Genomic DNA, 18224 nt, shown 5'->3' with positions numbered 1-18224 from the left:
TCAGTGGTGTGCGGGGGCTCAGTGGGCGACGGCGGCGGCGCCGTGCTCGTCGATGAGGGCCCCGGTGGTGAAGCGTTCGAGGGCGAAGGGGGCGTTCAGCGGGTGCGGTTCGCCGGTGGCGATGGTGTGGGCGAAGGTCCAGCCGGCCGACGGGGTGGCCTTGAAGCCGCCGGTGCCCCAGCCGCAGTTGACATACAGGTTCTCCACCGGGGTGGCGCCGATGATCGGCGACGCATCGGGGGAGACGTCGACGATGCCACCCCAGGTCCGCAGCACGTGCGCGCGGGCGAAGATCGGGAACAGCTCGACGGCGGCGGCCATCTGCTGCTCGATCACGTGGAAGGAGCCGCGCCGGCCATAGCCGTTGTAGGCGTCGACGCCGGCGCCCATGACCAGTTCGCCCTTGTGGGCCTGTGACACGTAGACGTGCACATGGTTGGACATCACCACGGTGGGGTGCACCGGCTCGTGCAGTTCGGAGACGAGGGCCTGCAGCGGGTGCGACTGCACCGGCAGCCGGAACCCGGCGCGTTCGGCGAGGACACTGCTGTGGCCGGCGCCGGCGAGCCCGACCTTTCCGGCGAGGATCCGTCCGCGGGTGGTCTCCACGCCGACGACCCGCTCGCCGTCCTTGACGAAGCCGGTGACCTCGCAGCCCTGGATGATGTCCACTCCGAGCCGGTCGACGGCGCGGGCGAACGCCCAGGCGACATGGTCGTGCTTGGCGATACCGGCGCGCGGCTGGTACGTGGCGCCGAGCACCGGATAGCGCATGTCCTGCGAGACGTTGAGGATCGGACAGATCTTCGCGACCTCGTCGGTGTCGAGCCATTCGGCGTCGACGCCGTTCAGCCGGTTGGCGTTCACCCGGCGCACGCTCTCGCGGACGTCCTGCAGGGTGTGGGCGAGGTTGAGCACGCCGCGCTGGCTGAACAGGAAGTCGTAGTCCAGTTCGGCGGGCAGCTGTTCCCACAGCCTGAGGGCGTGCTCGTAGATCGCGGCGCTCTCGTCCCAGAGGTAGTTGGAGCGGATGATCGTGGTGTTGCGGGCCATGTTGCCGCCGGCGAGCCAGCCCTTCTCCAGGACGGCGATCCTGGTCATTCCGTGATTCCTGGCCAGGTAGTAGGCGGTGGCCAGGCCGTGGCCACCGCCGCCGACGACGAGGGCGTCGTAGGACGGCCTCGGTTCGGGGGTGCGCCAGAGGAAGTCCGGGTGCTCGGGCAGCGGCTTCGCGGTCATGCCCCCACTCCGTCCAGGTGGGGGTACAGCGGGAACTTGTCGGCGAGGGCGGCGACACGGTCACACAGCAGCCTTGTCCGTGTCTCACTCGCCTCCTGCGCGAGGGCAAGCGCGATGACGTCGGCCACCTCGCGGAACTCGGGCTCGCCGAAGCCCCGGGTGGCCAGGGCGGGCGTGCCGATCCGCAGACCGGAGGAGACCATCGGCGGGCGCGGGTCGAAGGGGACCGCGTTGCGGTTGACGGTGATGCCCACCTGGTGCAGTCGGTCCTCCGCCTGCTGTCCGTCGAGTGCGGAGTTACGCAGATCCACGAGGACCAGGTGGACCTCCGTGCCGCCGGTGAGGACCGAGACGCCGGCCTCCGCGACATCGTCGGCCAGGAGTCGGCCCGCGAGGATGCGGGCCCCCGCGAGGGTGCGCCGCTGCCGCTCGCGGAACTCCTCGGACGCGGCGATCTTGAAGGCGACCGCCTTGGCGGCGATCACATGCTCCAGCGGCCCGCCCTGCTGGCCGGGGAAGACCGCGCTGTTGATCTTCTTGGCCAGCCCCGCCCGGCTGAGCACCACCCCCCCGCGGGGTCCGCCGAGGGTCTTGTGGGTGGTGGTGGTGACCACGTCTGCGTGCGGCACCGGGGAGGGGTGCAGGCCCGCCGCCACCAGCCCGGCGAAGTGCGCCATGTCCACCATGAGGTAGGCCCCGACCTCGTCGGCGATCCGCCGGAACGCGGCGAAGTCGAGCTGCCGCGGATAGGCCGACCAACCGGCGACGATCATGCGCGGGCGGAATTTGCGGGCGAGCGCCGCCACCTCGTCCATGTCCACGCGCAGGTCCGACTCGCGTACGTGGTACGGGACCACGTCGTACAGGCGGCCCGAGTAGTTGATGCGCATGCCGTGGGTCAGATGGCCGCCGTGGGCCAGGTCGAGGCCGAGGATGGTGTCCCCCGGATCGAGGAGCGCGAACATCGCGGCGGCGTTGGCCTGGGCGCCCGAGTGCGGCTGCACGTTGGCGGCCTCCGCGCCGAACAGCTCCTTGACCCGGTCGATGGCCAGCTGCTCGACCACGTCGACGTGTTCGCAGCCTCCGTAGTACCGCCGGCCGGGATACCCCTCCGCGTATTTGTTCGTCAGCACCGACCCCTGGGCCTCCAGCACAGCCGCGGGCGCGAAGTTCTCCGACGCGATCATTTCGAGGGTCGACTGCTGGCGCAGCAGTTCGGCGGAGATCGCTGCCTCCACCTCCGCGTCGACGGCCCCCAAGGGCCGGTCAAGGATCTTGGGCACGGTGTCACTCCTCGGGAGAAGACTCGCGCAACCTACCGATCGGGGGTTGCGTGAGCAGCAACATAAATTCATCTGACGCAACGGTCAATCCCTCACGCATCCACACCCCGACCGCAGCCAACCGCAGACACAGCTGGCCTTTCCTGGTGTCGATGGATTTCTCGCACGAGGGTTGACAGCCCGACCAACCGAGCCCCACTTTGGGCAACACAGTTGCTCTGAACGCAACGCACATATCCGGGAGCCGGTTCTATGAGCGACCACCCTGCAACTGCGCCACCGTCCGCATCCGCCGCCTCGTCGCCGCCCCGCGGCGTCGATCGCACCACGCGCCGCCGAGTCGTGGCCGCCAGCTTCATCGGCAACTTCGTCGAGTGGTTCGACTACGCCGCCTACGGCTACCTCGCCGCCACCATCTCGACCGTCTTCTTTCCGGCGACCGACCGCACCACCGCCCTGCTGGCGACGTTCGGCGTCTTCGCGGTCTCGTTCTTCGTCCGTCCCCTGGGCGGCTTCGTCTGGGGTCACATCGGTGACCGAGTCGGACGGCGCAGCGCGCTGTCACTGTCCATCGTGGTCATGTCGGCGGCCACGTTCTGCCTCGCCTGGCTGCCGAGCTACGCGTCGGCCGGAGTGGCTGCCCCGCTGCTGTTGCTGCTGATCCGGATCGTTCAGGGCTTCTCCGCGTCCGGGGAGTACGCGGGCGCCTCCGCCTTCCTGGTGGAGTACGCACCCGAGGGCCGGCGCGGCCGCTACGCCGCCGTGGTCCCGGCGAGCACCGCGGCCGGTCTGCTCCTCGGTTCCCTGATCGCGGCGCTGCTGACCGCCGTGCTCTCCGACAGCCAGATGCACTCGTGGGGCTGGCGGCTGCCCTTCCTGCTGGCAGCACCGATGGGGCTGATCGGGCGGTACATCCGGCTGCGGCTGGAGGACACACCGGTGTTCCTCGCGATGGAGGAACAGCAGGAGGCCTCCGGGGCCACTGCTCAGAAGGCCGCCCCGGCCCGGGAGATGCTCCGGGCCAACCGCCGTCCGCTGGTGCTGGCGATGGCGGTCACCGCGCTCAACGCCGTCGGCTTCTACATTCTCCTCAGCTACATGCCCACCTATATGTCGCAGGAGCTCGGCCTCGGTTCGGCGGAGTCCTTCCTCACCACCACCGTCTCACTGGCGACGTACGTGGGGCTCGTCTCTTTCGCCGGTCTCGCCTCCGACCGCTTCGGCCGCAAGCGGATGCTGATCTCCGCCTCGGTGCTGTTCGCGCTGTGCAGCGTGCCGGCCTTTGCCCTGCTCGACGGCGCGGGCTTCCTCACCGTCGTACTGATCCAGGTGCTGCTGGGCGCCATGCTCACCCTCAACGACGGCACACTGCCCAGCTTCCTCGCCGAACTCTTCCCGACGCGAGTCCGCTACAGCGGCTTCGCGGTCAGCTTCAACCTGGCCAACGCCCTCTTCGGCGGTACCGCGCCGTTCGTCGCCACGCTCCTCATCGCGTGGACCGACAACCGGCTCGCGCCCGCCTGGTATCTCGCGGGCGCCGCCCTGGTCTCGCTGTGCGCCGTGCTGATGTCCCGCGAGACGTCCCGCGAACCGCTGCGCGAGCGCTGACGCCCTCGACCGCCTGTCCCGTCGTCCATCCGAGCAATCCGGAGAACCGGAAGAACCAGAAGAACAGGAGCACTGCCCATGTCCGTCACAGAACTCGAGCGACTGAAGCTGATCCGCAACGGTGTGAAGGAGCAGCAGACCTTCTCCGACGCCGAGATGGAGCGGCGGCTCGCACACCTGCGCAAGGTGATGGCCGACCAGGGCATCGACGTCGCCCTGCTCACGTCGTACCACAACATCAAGTACTACTCCGACTTCCTGTACACCTCCTTCGGCCGCCCCTACGCACTGGTCGTCACGCACGACGAACAGATCACCGTCTCCGCCAATATCGACGCCGCCATGCCCTGGCGGCGCACGTTCGGCGACAACGTCGTCTACACGGACTGGCAGCGCGACAACTACATCCACGCGATCCGTGAGGCGCTGCGCCGCCGCGCCGTGACCCCGGGGACCATCGGCGTGGAGGACGACAGTCTTCCTCTCGATCTGCGCAACAAGTTCCAGGCCGCCTTCGCCGATGCCGAGCTGGTCGACATCGCGCAGGCCGCCATGCGGGGACGGATGCTCAAGTCCGCCGAGGAGATCGCCCTGATCAAGGAGGGCGCACGGATCGGGGACCTCGGCGGTGAGGCCGTCCGCGCGGCGATCACCGAAGGCGTCCCCGAGTACGAGGTCGCCCTGGCCGGCACGCGGGCCATGGTCCGCGAGATCGCCCGCGCCTTCCCGCACACCGAGATCCGGGACACCTGGGTGTGGTTCCAGTCCGGCATCAACACCGACGGCGCGCACAACTGGCCCACCACCCGCCAGGTACGGCGCGGCGACATCCTCAGCCTCAACTGCTTCCCGATGATCTCCGGCTACTACACGGCCCTGGAGCGGACGCTCTTCTACGGCGAGCCGGACGCCCGCTCGCTCCGGCTGTGGGAGATCAACGTCGAGGTGCACCGCCGCGGCCTGGAGTTGATCCGGCCGGGCATCAGCTGCGCCGAGATCGCCCGCACCCTCAACGAGATCTACACCGGACACAGCCTGCTGCCGAACCGCACGTTCGGCTACGGCCACTCCTTCGGCGTGCTCAGCCACTACTACGGGCGCGAGGCGGGACTCGAGCTCCGCGAGGACATCGAGACGGTGCTGGAGCCGGGCATGGTCGTCTCCATGGAGCCGATGATCATGGTGCCGGAGGGGCAGCCGGGCGCGGGCGGCTACCGCGAGCACGACATCCTGGTCGTCACCGAGGACGGTGCGGAGAACATCACGAAGTTCCCGTTCGGCCCCGAGCACAACATCCTGGGCGCCTGACGGCGCGGACCGGCGCGACGGACGACGCCATGCGGGCCCGGCGGGCCCGCATGGCGTCGTCCGTCTGCCCGTACGGCAAGATGGGATCACCATGGCAGGCACCAGAACGGACGAGAACGGCGACGGCACGACCGCGGGCGAGAACCGCGGCATGTCCGTCCTGCACAACGGCGTCTCCGTGCTCCGCGCGTTCAGCGTCGAAGAACCCCTGCTCGGCGTCACCGACATCGCCACCCGGGTCGGACTGCACAAGAGCACGGTCTCGCGCATCCTGGCGACCCTCGAACAGGACGGCCTCGTGGAACGCGACGAAGCCACCCGGCGCTTCCGCCTCGGTCTCGGGGTGATCGCCATGGCGGGACCGCTCCTCGCCGACCTCGACGTGCGCAGGGTCGCCTATCCGGTGCTGCAAGAACTCAGCCACCGCACCGGCGAGACGTCGGCCCTGATGCTGTGGAACGGCACCGAGTCGGTCTGTGTCGAGCAGGTGGCGAGCCGTCACGAGGTCAAGCACAGCACTCCGCTCGGGACGCGCTACAACACGGCTGCCAGCTCCTCGGTGCAGATCTTCCTGAGCCGTTTCCCGGCTCACCGCGCCCGCAACCTGCTCACCAACGGCACCCTGGCCTACCCCGGCCTCGACGACGCCGCCCTCGACGCATACCTGATCCGCCTGGCCGACGCCGGCGAGCGGGGCTACGCCGTCAACTACGGTGAGACCTCGCTCGAAGAGGTCGGCGTGGCCGCTCCGGTCTTCGACCACCGCGGCGAAGTGGTCGCGGCCGTCCTCGCCTCCGCGCCCCGCTTCCGGGTGTCGTCCGAGCACCTGCCCACCCTCGGCGAGACCGTCCGCTCCGCCGCCGACCAGGTGACCGCACGCATGGGCGGCCGGCGGCCCACGCCGCCGACCGCCTGACACCCCGCGTTGCAGCGGTTACGGTGCCGCACTCCGCTCCGGTGCCTCGATCCGCTCGATGCGGCGCACCTCGGTGAGCGTCTTCGCCGCATGCTCGGCGATCTCGCCGAGCGTGGTGACCCACATGCCGTCGAGCGCCCGCACGTCCTCGATGAGCCGTTCCAGCGCGGCGGCGCGTGAGGGACGACCGGAGATGAACGGGTGGTTGGTCAGGACGAAGCAGCCGCCCTCCGCGTGGTGCGCCTGCGCTTCGAGCAGCCACATCTCATGGACCTTCCTGGGGCTCTCGATGACCCCGCTGCCGGTCCATCCGGGGTAGAAGGCGTACTGCTCCCAGTCGTCCAGCGCCCAGTCGACGGGGATCTCCACCAGGTCGCCGCAGACCTGACCGCCCTGGAGCCGGTAGGGGACGTCGCCGTCGAGCAGGCTGGAGTCGTAGCAGAAGCCGCGCTCGATCAGGAGGTCCGGCGTGTGCCAGTTCATCTCCCACCAAGGCGCCCGGTAGCCGGAGGGACGCACACCCAGCCGGTCGAGGGCTTCGAGACCCCTGTCCAGGTGACCGGCCTCCGTCTTGGCGTCGATGCCCTCCATCCGCTCGTGCAGATAGCCGTGGTGGGCGATCTCGTGCCCCCCGTCGACGATCTGCCGGACCATGTCCGGATAGCAGTCGGCGGTGAATCCCGGGACGAAGAACGTGGCCCGGACGTCGCGCCGTTGCAGGATGCGCAGCAGCCGGGGCACGCCGACCCGCGGCCCGTACGCCTGGTGCGTCATCAGCGACATCCGGGACGAGGCCGCGGGATCGTGCGCCAGTGCACAGGACTCGGCGTCGACGTCGAAGGTGAAGGCGGCGGCGGCGCGGTAGCCCCTGGGCCACGGGTGACTCATGCTCGTGCCTTTCCGGTTCGGGGTGGGAGAGGGTGAGGTCATGCGGCGCCGGGCCGCGCCGGGTCCGCCGCAGGTTCACCGATGCCGGGTGCGGCGGCGGAGGAGGTGTCCGGCACGTCGGCGTGGCGGTGCGCCGCCCGCGGCCCGAGCACGGCGTAGACGAGCGCGCTGGTGAGGCCGCCGGCCAGCCAGGACAGGTCGACACCGCCCATGGCGACGGCCATCGGCCCCTGGAAGGCGGGGATCAGCCCGTACATGAACAGCCAGGTGGCGGCGATGCCCGCCCCGAAGGCCGCGATCCCCGCCCAGTTGACGTCCGCCAGCCGGGAGGAGCCCACCGGGTCGAAGAGGCGATCGACCCGCACCTCGCCGCGCTCCAGCCTGTAGTAGTGGACGAGCATGATCCCGCCCCAGGCGGCGACCCAGGCCACCAGTCCGATCAGCCAGGTGTCGAGGACGTGGGCGAAGTTCTCCTGGTAGATGAGAAACACCACGGCAGCCATGGCGAGCAGGCCGACGAGACCGTTGAGGACGCGCCGGTTCAGCTTGATGTCGAGGGCCTGGGCGGCCACCGAAAAGGTGTAGATGTTCAGGATGTTGGTGGCCACGGGACCGTGCAGCACCAGCAGCAGCACCGGGATCGCCATCGCGCCGAAGTTGTCGACGATGAGACGGCCCGGGTCGACGGCGCCATTCTTCGTCGCGAGGCTCGCGCCCAGCAGCCCCAGCCACACCACCGGGACGAACTGGCCGAGTGTGCTGGCGAGATAGAGCCGCCGACGGGGCATGTCCCGGCTGACAAAACGTGAGTAGTCCGCCGCGTAGGTGAACCAGGTGATGCCCCAGCCGATGCCGATGGCGGTCATCACCGCCGTCATCGCCGCGATGCGTTCGCCGCCGGCCAGCACCTGGCCGGGTGGCCCGGCGTAGGACCAGTCGATGTCCAGGAAGAACCAGGCGGCCACGGACATCATCAGCAGGACGGCGATGGTGGGCGGCACGGTCCAGCGCTCGAAGGCCGAGATGGCCCGGTAACCGATCCATGAGATCACGACCTGAACGGCCATGATCACGGCGGCGACCGCGATGCGCCAGCCGTTGCCGGCCGCGTCGGGGTCGGTCCAGCCCAGCTTGGCGAGCAGGGCCATGACAAGATCGAGTATGATCCAGGTGTTGACGGCGCACCAGCCGACGGCGAGCACCCCCTGGATGGTCGCGGGCAGGTAGTTGCCGCGGCGGCCGAAGGCCGCGCGCCCCAGGACCATGCCGGTGACACCGGTCTTCTGCCCCAGGAGCACGAAGAGCCCGAAGACGGCCATGCCGATCAGGTTGCCGACGACCAGCACCAGGACGGTGTCGACGAGGCTCAGACCCAGATGGACACCGAGCGCCCCGAGCACCCAGTTGATGGGGGCGATGTTGGCACCGCACCAGATCCAGAACTGCCCTGACACACTCTTCGTCCGGGCGTCCTCGGGGACGGGCTGCAGCGTCTCCTCGATCTCGTGAACGGCTTCCGGCCCGGTTGCAGACGTAGCTGACATCGGAATGACCTCCAGGTGGACGGTCTGCTCAGCGGACATCCTGGTGGCCCACATCACACCCGGCAAGCTACGAACTGTCATACAGACAAGGCGAAGTGATAAACACTTCGTCATGCGGATGACTCTCGCCGATGTCCTCGAACACCCCAGCCTCGCACCGGCGGAGCCTCTGCTGCTCACCGGAGCCGACCACCTCGCCCGGCCCGTCCGCTGGATCCACTCCAGCGAAGTCATCGACATCGCACCCCTGCTGCGCGGCGGAGAACTGCTGCTCACCGGCGGCACCGGCCTCGCCGTCTCCACCCCCCTCGAACAGCGCTCCTACGTACGGGACCTGGCGGCGCGCGCCGTGGTGGCCGTCGCCATCGAGACCGGGCCGGTGCTGCCGACCGTGCCGCCCGCCGTCGTCGAGGAGGCCGAAGCCCTCGGCTTCCCGGTGATCGAGCTGCGCCGGGTGGTGCCGTTCGTGGTCGTCGCCGAGTCGGTCAACAGCGCTGTCGTCAACGCTTCCGTCACCCGGCTGCGGGATGCCGGCGATCTGTCGCACCGGCTGTCGGCCGCCCTGGCCGACGGCGGCGGTGTCCAGGAGATCCTGGACGAACTGGTCCGCCACACCAGGGTGTCCGCCGCGTTGTTCGACAACGCGGGAGCGGTCATCGCCTCCCGGTCCGCCGACGCCGGCGGTCAGCTGCCCGATCCGCCGAGCCCCCTTGAAGGCGTCGGCGCGCACATCACGGTGCGGGGCGTCAGAGCGGCGGCCCTGGTCCTGTATCCGGCCGCCTCCGCCGACGCGGACGACGAGATGCTTCAGCTCGCCCAGGACCGGGCGTCCGAGGCGCTGCAACTCGCCCTGCTGCGCTCACGGCCGCCCAGTGCCCGCGACTTCGCCGCGGCGGAACTCGTCCGGCTGACCGCGTCCGACGGCCCGGCGCACTCGGCACGCGTCCGCCGGCTCGGACAGGCGGTCGGCTTCGACCCCGATGCACCCGTCATCGGCATCACCGCAAGGGCGCAGGCTGCCTCCGCGGAGTCGGCCCGCCTCGACGGCGTGCTCCGCCGGTACGGGCTCACCGCCGTCGCGGTCCCCTCACCGCCGGAGGTCCACGCCCTGCTGTCCCTGCGCGACCGGCGCCGCGCGGCCCTGACCCGTTCCGCCCTGGTCGACGGGCTCAGGGAGTGGAACGGGCCCGGAAGGGTCACGGTCGCGGTGGGCCCGCTGATGCCGGATCTGTCCGGCGCCGCAACCTCTCTCGCGGCAGCCCTGGAGTGTTTGCGACATCCCGTGGCCAGGCCGCTCCCCGAGGTGCTCGACGCGACCGAACTGGGCATCGACCGGCTGCTGCTGAACGATGAACTCCGTGCCACGGCGCAGCAACTGGTGGACGAGCAGCTCGGCCTCCTACTCGCGCTGCGCGAGCAGGAACGCGATCTGCTGCTCGCCACCCTGGAGGCGTACTTCGAGACCGGCTGCAACAAGACGCGCACCGCGGAGCGACTGCACCTGCAGCGGCAGTCGCTCTACGCACGGCTCCAGCGCGCGTTCGACCTTCTCGGCGGCGATCCGACGGGAACCCCGCGCGCACTGTCCCTGCATCTGGCGCTGCGGCTGCACGGCTGGGCGGGCTGACCCGTCGACGCGTTCCCGCGCGACCTCGTCGGCCGGGGCTGCCCCGCCCAGCCGTGCGCGGACGGCGACCACCAGGGTGCACGGCCCGTGCACACCCTCCGCCCGCGACCAGCACGGTCGCTTCGTGGCGGACGGCGAGCTTGTCGTAGCGGGTCGGTGCTGCACGATGTCTTTGAGGCGGAGATCTCGATCACCCTGGCCGTCGGCAGCGGCATGTCCGCCAGATCCTGTCCGTGACGCCGACCAGCGTTTCCTTGGCGACCTCGTAGCCGCAGGTGATCCCGTCGTCGGACGGCTGCGTCCCGTCCAGCTCGCACACCTGGCGATAGCGCACACGGCCCATATCCTCCATGTGCACCTGCGCATCGACGAGAGCGGTGCTCCGTTGTGTTGTCCGCGGACAACACAACGGAGCACCGGGTGTCGCCGGCAGTCAAAGACTCATGCTCCGGGGCGTCGCGAGCGGTCAGGCCGGCCTTCACCAGCAACTCGAGTTCCCCGGCCAGGCAGCCGTGCGGCTTGCCTCGGCCTCCCGAATCGGTGCCCGCTCCAACGGCGATACCACGCTGCGTGGCCGGCTTCACCGCTTGGAAGCCGGCGGACAACGCGTGCGCGGCCTTCTCGACCGAGGGCGCGGGCGGGCCGCTTTCTACGCCCAGCTCGATGTAACGGTTGAAAGCGATCATGGTCGGAACGACGATCTGCCCGTGCTCTTCGGCGAGGGCGGCGGTCTCATCGTCGAGGAAGCAGGAGTGCTCGATCGTGTCGGCGCCGGCGAGGGATGGAGTTCTTGATCGCCCTGAGCCCGTGGGCGAGAGCGGCAACGCGGCGGCCGCTGTTGTGCACCTCGGTCACGGCCGCCGTGAGCTCGTCAACGCCCAGTTGGATGCTGTCCAGGTGCTCTGGGCCGAGTGATGCAGGAACACTGCGACGTCTACCGGGACGTGCGCTCGCAGCGGAAGCGGAAGACGCGCGGGTCGGGGCCCATCAGTGCCGGAACGATGCTGACGATCCTGCAGCCGGTTCGGAACCTGGCCTTCTACCGGGAACTGTTCACGGCCGCGGCCTACCGGCCGGGCTTCGTGCCGTGGAAGGGCCACTCGATGTCAGCAGGTGCTGCACTGCTGGGGAAGAGTGTCCCAGAAGGAGGTGTCCGCCCGCTCGATCGAGCCGTCGGCGACCGCCTGGACAGTGGCCTGAATGGTGAGCACCGACTGCCTGATCAGGTAGCCGTTGGACTTCTGACCGAGCACATACGGTGCGTACTCGTGGTCACTCATCCCGCGCATCTCGAACAGCAGCGTGGCGATGCCGTGCTCGGCCGCCATGCCGTTACGGCCGATCGTGTTGGCCGAGCCGCCGCCGTACCGGCCGATGTGGCCCCAGCCGGTGCGGTCGACGTTGTGGTATACGACGGAGCCGAGCCGCTTGGACTTCTCGACCAGCTCGGGCGAGACGTCCGGGGTCGTCGGGTGCAGGATCGAACCGGACACCAGATCCCCGTTCACGCGGGACTGGGTGCCCTGGTGGTGCATGTCGATCGCGTAGTCCACGTCGTAGGCGCGCAGCACGTTGTCGTGCAGGGCCTGCGTCTCGGGCTGCTCCTTGGCCACGTGGTCGCGGTTGAGGTCGACCTCGTTGGCGTTGTAGCGGGTCAGGTGGCGTTCACCCTTGGCGAGGTAGCTGTCGAGGGGGAAGTTCACGTCGCCCATTGCGCCGTCGGCGTTGAACATCGGGATGAAGAGGAGGTTCACGTCCTTCAGCAGCGAGGCCTTCGACGGCGAGCCGAGGAACTTGATGGTGTGCAGCATCGCCTCGGTGGTCAACTGCTCGTTGCCGTGCTGCTGCGCCAAGTACAGGATCGTCGGGTTGTCCGGGTCGCCGGCGTACTTGACCAGGTGGATGTCACGGCCCTTGACCGTCTGCCCGATCACCTCCAGTTCCATGGCGTCCTGCCGGGTGTCCTGGTCCTTCAGGAACCGGGCCACGTCGTCGTAGGTGGACAGGATCGAGGTGTTGATCGTCTCGTTGCCCTGGTAGTCGGGGCCTTCCCCCGCCGCGGCGGCATTACCGGTGAACAGGGCACCGGTCAGCAGGAGAGCGCCGGTGAGGGCGGCGGTCGTCGTGCGAGCGGATCCGGTGAGACCACGGAACCTGCGCATGTGTTCCTCCCTCGTGTCGCGATCAACGAGCGGGTGAGCCTATGAGCACCGTGAAGAACCGTCAATGCCCTGTCACTGCGCGGCGTTGTTGCCGCAGACGGAAGCATTTGCCGACACAGATCGCGAAGTGCGCGGCCGTCGCGGGGACGCCGGCTCAGGTGCGGATGAGACAGGAGCGAAACACCGTTCACAGATGGCTCCCGGCGGCCTAGAGTGACGCACGCCACCCCTCGGAAGTGCCGTACGACACCTGAGGAGCAGTGAATGCCCGCTCGAAGACTGGTCGCCGCACTGGCGAGCACCGCCCTGATCGCCGGCCTCTCCACCGCCGTCGCCTACGCCGCCGACGGCGCTGTCCCGCCCGGAGCCCACTGCGGCACCGAGGCCTCCGGCTCCGGCAGCGAGGGCTTCGTCGACTACGCGCAACTGACCAATGCCCTCAAGCAACTGGAGACCAGCACCGGCGGCACCGTCGACGTGGAGGTGGCCGGGTACTCCAACCAGGGCCGCGCCATCCATACCGCGCGCGTCGGCGAGGGCGACAAGGTCGTGTACGTGCAGACGCAGATCCACGGCAACGAGATGCACGGCACCGAGGCGGCCCTGGAGCTGCTCAAGCAGTGGGGCTCCAGCACCCCGGCGGCCAAGAAGCTGCGGGAGAACGTCACCGTGGTTGTCGTTCCCCGGCTGAACGTCGACGGAGGCGAGCTCGACCAGCGGCAGAACGACATGACCTGGGACGAGGTCGTCGCCGACTTCCCGCAGCTGGCGGGTGCGTCCCCGTCGTGGAACTACAGTTCCCGGGTCGGCGGTTTCGACATCAACCGTGACTTCCATCCGAACCTGGACTACGTTGCCGCCGCCGAGGACTTCCCGGGCCACAGCGCCGACACCGGCTGGTACATCACTCCCGAGGCGCGGACCTCCCGCGATGTCTACCGCTCGCTGGAGCAGGAGTTCGGCACCGTCGACTTCTTCGTCGACCTGCACAACCAGTGGTCCTGCTACGCCACCGATGACATGGAGAGCATGTCGCCGCTGTCCATCTCGGCCAAGTTCATCGACAACCCGGCCGCGTTCGGCAGCTGGCCCAAGTTCGACATGGATGCCTCCAAGCGGGCCAACGTCGCCGTCTACCAGGCCCTCCAGGAGCGGGGCGACTCCGCCTGGGGCGACCTGACCCTCTACCCCCAGTCCACCAACCTGCCGGGCACCGCGCTCGGTTCGTACCAGCTCCGCGGGTCCGCGGCGGTCCTCTTCGAGACGTCCTCGCAGACCCAGTACGACGGCATGAAGCGCAACGGCATGCTCGCCAAGATGGTCGAGACCGGGCTCGGCGGCCTGGTCGACGCCGTAGCGGACGGCTCGGTGAACTCCCTCGACACGGACATCTACGACGCGATCCCGAAGCGCGTCACGCTGCCTTCCGACGGCCCCGGCGTCTGACGGAGCGGACGGCCCGCGGCATCGCCCGGCGGCCCGGCTCTCCCTGGCTCCGCACCGACGCTCCGGTCCGGAGCCAGGGGAACCGCCGCCCGCCTCCGGCCCCGCCGAGCCGTCCCTCCAGACGCATGTGAACCCGAGCCACGTCGACCAGGTCCTTGCCGCCGCCACCAGCGGCATGGACGGCGAGCTGGGCGGCGGGGGGCGTGGTGCGAGACGTTGCCGCCCGAGCGATGCAGTGGTCAGCCGGCCTTTTGCATGCCCAGTTCCCCGAGCACATGCGAACCGACCTGTTCGCGGCTGTATCGCGCCTCGGCATCGTGGTCGGCGCCTCTGCGCGCATGGTGACGTACGCGGCTCAGCACGCAGCCGGCAACGCGGAGTGGAGGAGCCAGGCGCAGCATCGGATCGGCTGTCTCCGTGGTCGATCCGGCCTGCGACCGTGGTCGTGGACGGGAATCCTCTGAGACGCGTGTCCCCAGCACCCTCCTGGCCGGATCGGACACCCCGGCCGCCCCACACCCGGAGGTCAGGACGACCCCGACGCTCCTCGAGCCGGCACCACGTTCGTGAGCACCCCCCGCGGGTGCGGGGACGACTAGGGTCCGTCTTCAAAGATCATCGGATGGTGGATCATGGGGGGTGATACGCCGCCATGAACTCACCGATCATGAGTGGGAGTTACTCGCTCCGCTCATACCGCGGGCCGCGACAGGCCGTCCGCGCGTGGAGGATCGGCAGGTCGTCAACGGGATGGTCTACAAAATCCGGACCGGGGTCTGCTGGCGCGACCTGCCGGAACGCTACGGACCATGGAAGACGGTCTATACCCGCTTTCGCCGATACGCCCTGGACGGCGTGTTCACCCAAGCCCTCCAGCAGATCCAGGCTCAGGCCGACACGGCCGGCGACATCGACTGGCTCGTACAGATCGACTCCACCATCGTGCGTGCTCCCCAGCACGCCGCCGCCACCGGCCGGAAAGGGGGATCCAGCGGCCGGACGAACCGGACGATCACGCCCTCGGCCGATCCCGAGGAGGCCTGACCAACAAAATCCACCTCGCCTACGACGGACGCGGACGGCCCCTCGCCATCCTGCTGACACCCGGCCAACGCCACGACAGCATTTGCGCACGCCCCCTCCTGGAACGGATCCGAGTCCCGCGCACCGGCCTTGGACATCCCCGCTGCAGGCCCGACCAAGTCATCGCCGACAAGGCCTACAGGTCCCGAGGCTTCCGCGCCTACCTGCGCAAACGCGGCATTGCCTGCACCATCCCGGAGAAAACCGACCAGCAGCGACACCGCCACAACCGCGGACGCCGCGGAGGCCGGCCACCGGCATTCGACCGGCAGATCTACCGCCGGCGCAACGTCGTCGAACGCTGCTTCAACCGGCTCAAAGGCTTCCGCGGCATCGCCACCAGATACGACAAGACCGCCACCTCATACGAAGCAGCGGTCAGTCTCGCGTCGTTCCTGCTCTGGGCAAGATCCGTTTGAAGACGGACCCCAGTTGGCCGGTGAAATCGCTCCAGGAAGGGTGACCCGCGCGGCGGGTGGAACAGGGGTGCGGATACGGTCCTCCTCGCGGCGCGGCTCGAAAGCCTGTGCGCCGCGACAGGGAGGGAATGAATGCGCACATCACTGCTTCGGCGCCTGGCTTCTGTGGCCGCGGCGCTGGGGCTTACCTCGCTCGGCCTGGTCAGTGCGGGCGCTGCGCCTGCGCAAGCCGCGGTCAGCGACTGCCCTTCGGGGTACTTCTGCGCTTGGAAGGACGGCAACGGCACAGGCTCGATGTTCAAGACGAACGCGAGCAAGGCGACGCTGGGCACGTGGGACAACAGCTTCCGCACGGTCATCAACCGCACGTCCCTGATCGCCTGCCTCTACGACGACCCGAACTACGGTGTCACGCGGGGTTACAGCACCTTCGAGCCCCGAGAGACCTACGCCACCAGCATGGACCCGGGTTACTTCAGCTCGCTGAAGCTCGTCGGCACCGTGCGGGAGTGCGAAGGGCCCGCCTACCCCTACTGGTACGCGGCGACCGCGCCCAAGCTGTCCGGCTTCGGCGATATGAACGCCGACCGGAGGTCGGACCTCCTGGTCCGCGACAGAATCGGCCGCCTGTGGTTCCTGCCCGGTGACGACACTGGCCGTCTGGTCGGCTCCGGTGGCTGGAACGGGATGAACGCCCTCACCCGGCACGGTGACTTCAGCCGCGACGGCCGCGAGGACGTGATCGCCCGTGAGGCGTCCACCGGGAAGCTATGGCTCTACCCCGGCACCGGCTCGGGCGGTCTCGGCGCGCGCAAGCTGATCGGCAGCGGCGGCTGGAACGGCATGTCCAAGGTCACCGCGTTCGGTGACCTTTCAGGGGACGGCCGAGCCGACCTAGTCGCCGTGGAGAAGTCCACCGGAAAGCTGTGGCTCTACCCGGGTACCAGTGCCGGTGGTCTCGGCGCGCGGAAGCTGATCGGCAGTGGCGGCTGGAACGGCATGAACGCCCTGGCCGGGGCCGGGGACATGAACAGTGACGGTCGCGCCGACTTGATTGGCCGCGAGGCGTCCACCGGCAAGCTCTGGCTCTACCCCGGCAAGACCGGGTCCATCGGGTCACGCGTGCTGATCGGCTCCGGCGGCTGGAACGCCATGAGTTCTCTCATTGCCGTCGGCGACTGGTCGGCCGACGGCCGTGCAGACCTTCTCGCGACGAGCGGCGACTGGCTGGTCCAGTACCAGGGGCTGGGTACGGGCGGTCTGCGGCCGGGCGAGTGGAACAACGCCAGCTGGTGGGGTCTGGACAGCGGCGCCTTCTGACCTACCGCGAGGGCCTTCGCCTCCGGGCGAAGGCCCTCGGACTTTGACGAAGGAATCGCGCCCCTCTCGGTTCTGAGCACCCGACTTGGCCAGCCTGGCCAACTACAACTCTCAGGTTGTCTTTCAACGTTCGGCCGCTTCGGCATCGGAGGCCATCGATGTCTGCAGGACGCGTAGCCATCGTTGGCAGACTTCGTGGGTGACCGGTTCGAACAGCTCGTGGGTCGAGATTTCGACGAGGAACTGAGTCAGCAGGTCCTAGTGTTCTTCCTCGACGTCCACGTGGTCCTCGAAATGCACGGCCTGTGCCCAGTCGACGAGCCGGCTGGGGCTGGCGAGTCCAGCACTGACCTTCTTCGCAGCGGCCAGGGCATGGCCACGACGGAAAGTGACGATCAATGTCGGTTCACCGCGCCGGGCATTTCTGAAGCGGTCGGAGAGCTCACCGTTCCAGTGCACAAGGTCTTGAAGGGGGCTGCCGCACGAACGCCTGGACCGACCCTCTGGGAAGAGATCAAATCGCAGGGCTACGCCAGCCGCTACGGAGCCGTCCGCCTCCAACCGTTTCGCACATCCCCGACCGCACCTGCAGCCCGCCCACCGTCCCCACGCACGGTCACCAGCTGGATCCTGACTCACCCCGACACCCTGCCGGAGTGCGAGCGCCTGAAGCTCAGCTCCGTCCTTGCCGACTGCCTCGAATTGGACGCCCTCACCAGACACGTCCACGCGTTCGGGAAGATGCTCACTCAGCTCCAGGGCGACCAGCTCCCAGAATGGATCAAGAGGGTCCGCGCCGACGACCTGCCCAGCCTCCACACCTTCGTCAACGGCCTCGAACGCGATCTCGACGCCGTCACCGCTGGTCTCACACTGCCGTGGAGCTCCGGCATCGTCGAAGGCCACGTCAACCGGATCATTCTGTGGAATCCAAGCAGGCAAGTGGCATCGAGAAGCCTGCCGCTTCGAATATCTGCTGGCCGGTTGGGCCGCGGGCCGGAAGACTCAGCTGCTGTGGACATGGGGATCTCTGGTTTCAAGCCGTCCTTCCTGGTCGGGATCGAGGCGGTTCGGCAGGCTCACGGATCACGTTTGGCGACGCTCGTTGGTACGGACGCGCCGCGCCTGCCGTCACCGCTCCTCGTCGGCCTCTTGCGTGCGTGCTCGTGCCTCACGGCTGCTGTCGGTCCTGGGATCGTCGTCCGCAACCGGCTCGGGATCCTTCGCGTCCTCGGTGTGCGTGTGCTGTCCGGACTTGAGGTAGCCCTGCATCTGGTGTTTGAGCTCGTCGTCCTCACGGGGGCTCTTGGGATTGCTTCCGCGCTGCATGGCTGTCGCCTCCAGAATCGCGTCGGAAGCACCGGGTACCCGGCAGCTCGGG

Annotated in this window: 16 protein-coding genes; 8 read left to right on the top strand and 8 right to left on the bottom strand. The window is 68.8% G+C overall.

All coding sequences use genetic code 11. The features are described from left to right. Positions 1–18 precede the first annotated feature (18 nt). Both ACFYV1_RS02870 and glyA read right to left on the bottom strand, forming a co-directional pair. Positions 19–1239, bottom strand: a complete 1221-nt coding sequence (locus ACFYV1_RS02870; RefSeq protein ID WP_389393550.1) for a sarcosine oxidase subunit beta family protein — start codon at positions 1237–1239, stop codon at positions 19–21. Then, positions 1236–2522 (bottom strand): serine hydroxymethyltransferase, encoded by a 1287-nt coding sequence (gene glyA, locus ACFYV1_RS02865; RefSeq protein ID WP_389393549.1) that lies wholly within the window; start codon positions 2520–2522, stop codon positions 1236–1238. The genes ACFYV1_RS02870 and glyA overlap by 4 nt, the downstream gene beginning before the upstream one ends. A gap of 252 nt (positions 2523–2774) precedes the next feature. Between glyA and ACFYV1_RS02860 the strand changes: the two genes are divergently transcribed. From ACFYV1_RS02860 to ACFYV1_RS02850, 3 genes are all read left to right on the top strand, one after another. Continuing rightward, a complete protein-coding gene (locus tag ACFYV1_RS02860) occupies positions 2775–4130 on the top strand; it encodes an MFS transporter (RefSeq protein ID WP_389393548.1) in 1356 nt (451 codons plus the stop codon). Positions 4131–4208: 78 nt separating this feature from the next. After that, positions 4209–5438: a M24 family metallopeptidase gene (locus ACFYV1_RS02855; protein ID WP_389393547.1), complete on the top strand. Its 1230-nt coding sequence runs from the start codon at positions 4209–4211 to the stop codon at positions 5436–5438. A gap of 91 nt (positions 5439–5529) precedes the next feature. Beyond that, positions 5530–6354 (top strand): IclR family transcriptional regulator, encoded by an 825-nt coding sequence (locus tag ACFYV1_RS02850; RefSeq protein ID WP_389393546.1) that lies wholly within the window; start codon positions 5530–5532, stop codon positions 6352–6354. 18 nt (positions 6355–6372) lie between these two features. Here the strand turns inward: ACFYV1_RS02850 and ACFYV1_RS02845 are convergent, their stop codons facing one another. Both ACFYV1_RS02845 and ACFYV1_RS02840 read right to left on the bottom strand, forming a co-directional pair. Then, on the bottom strand, positions 6373–7242 hold the full coding sequence (locus tag ACFYV1_RS02845; RefSeq protein WP_389393545.1) for a polysaccharide deacetylase: 870 nt from the start codon (positions 7240–7242) through the stop codon (positions 6373–6375). A gap of 38 nt (positions 7243–7280) precedes the next feature. Next, complete coding sequence (locus ACFYV1_RS02840; RefSeq protein ID WP_389393544.1) at positions 7281–8867, bottom strand: purine-cytosine permease family protein; 1587 nt, start codon at positions 8865–8867, stop codon at positions 7281–7283. A 31-nt stretch (positions 8868–8898) separates the two neighbouring features. Between ACFYV1_RS02840 and ACFYV1_RS02835 the strand changes: the two genes are divergently transcribed. Continuing rightward, the gene (locus ACFYV1_RS02835) at positions 8899–10413 is read left to right on the top strand and encodes a PucR family transcriptional regulator (protein WP_389393543.1); all 1515 of its coding nucleotides are present in this window, start codon (positions 8899–8901) and stop codon (positions 10411–10413) included. Positions 10414–10603: 190 nt separating this feature from the next. Here the strand turns inward: ACFYV1_RS02835 and ACFYV1_RS02830 are convergent, their stop codons facing one another. Continuing rightward, positions 10604–10747, bottom strand: a complete 144-nt coding sequence (locus tag ACFYV1_RS02830) for a hypothetical protein (protein ID WP_389393542.1) — start codon at positions 10745–10747, stop codon at positions 10604–10606. A gap of 109 nt (positions 10748–10856) precedes the next feature. Here ACFYV1_RS02830 and ACFYV1_RS02825 point away from each other — a divergent pair, with 109 nt between their 5' ends. Beyond that, positions 10857–11207 (top strand): hypothetical protein, encoded by a 351-nt coding sequence (locus ACFYV1_RS02825; RefSeq protein ID WP_389393541.1) that lies wholly within the window; start codon positions 10857–10859, stop codon positions 11205–11207. 312 nt (positions 11208–11519) lie between these two features. Here ACFYV1_RS02825 and ACFYV1_RS02820 read toward each other — a convergent pair whose 3' ends face one another. After that, positions 11520–12575 (bottom strand): M14 family zinc carboxypeptidase, encoded by a 1056-nt coding sequence (locus tag ACFYV1_RS02820; RefSeq protein ID WP_389393540.1) that lies wholly within the window; start codon positions 12573–12575, stop codon positions 11520–11522. A gap of 264 nt (positions 12576–12839) precedes the next feature. On the opposite strand from ACFYV1_RS02820, the gene ACFYV1_RS02815 reads away from it, so the two are divergent. The 3 genes from ACFYV1_RS02815 to ACFYV1_RS02805 all read left to right on the top strand — a co-directional run bounded on the left by ACFYV1_RS02815 (position 12840) and on the right by ACFYV1_RS02805 (position 16843). Beyond that, positions 12840–14021 carry a M14 family zinc carboxypeptidase gene (locus ACFYV1_RS02815; protein ID WP_389393539.1) on the top strand — a complete coding sequence of 394 codons (1182 nt, stop codon included), beginning with the start codon at positions 12840–12842 and terminating at the stop codon, positions 14019–14021. A 642-nt stretch (positions 14022–14663) separates the two neighbouring features. Then, positions 14664–15523, top strand: a protein-coding gene (locus ACFYV1_RS02810) for an IS5 family transposase (RefSeq protein ID WP_389394552.1) whose coding sequence is annotated in 2 segments (ribosomal slippage) — positions 14664–15030 and positions 15030–15523 — 861 coding nt in all. Because the reading frame shifts where the segments join, the coding sequence is not laid out codon by codon here. A 132-nt stretch (positions 15524–15655) separates the two neighbouring features. Further along, the gene (locus ACFYV1_RS02805; protein WP_389393538.1) at positions 15656–16843 is read left to right on the top strand and encodes an FG-GAP-like repeat-containing protein; all 1188 of its coding nucleotides are present in this window, start codon (positions 15656–15658) and stop codon (positions 16841–16843) included. A 258-nt stretch (positions 16844–17101) separates the two neighbouring features. Here the strand turns inward: ACFYV1_RS02805 and ACFYV1_RS02800 are convergent, their stop codons facing one another. Continuing rightward, positions 17102–17749: a hypothetical protein gene (locus ACFYV1_RS02800; protein WP_389393537.1), complete on the bottom strand. Its 648-nt coding sequence runs from the start codon at positions 17747–17749 to the stop codon at positions 17102–17104. Between the two features lie 225 nt (positions 17750–17974). Continuing rightward, positions 17975–18172: a hypothetical protein gene (locus ACFYV1_RS02795; RefSeq protein ID WP_389393536.1), complete on the bottom strand. Its 198-nt coding sequence runs from the start codon at positions 18170–18172 to the stop codon at positions 17975–17977. Positions 18173–18224: the final 52 nt, after the last annotated feature.

Origin of the sequence: Streptomyces sp. NPDC003023, from assembly GCF_042888225.1 — a bacterium.
Classification (GTDB): domain Bacteria; phylum Actinomycetota; class Actinomycetes; order Streptomycetales; family Streptomycetaceae; genus Streptomyces.
The sequence above is the reverse complement of the archived record's forward strand: the minus strand, read 5'-3'. Positions and strand labels throughout refer to the sequence as shown.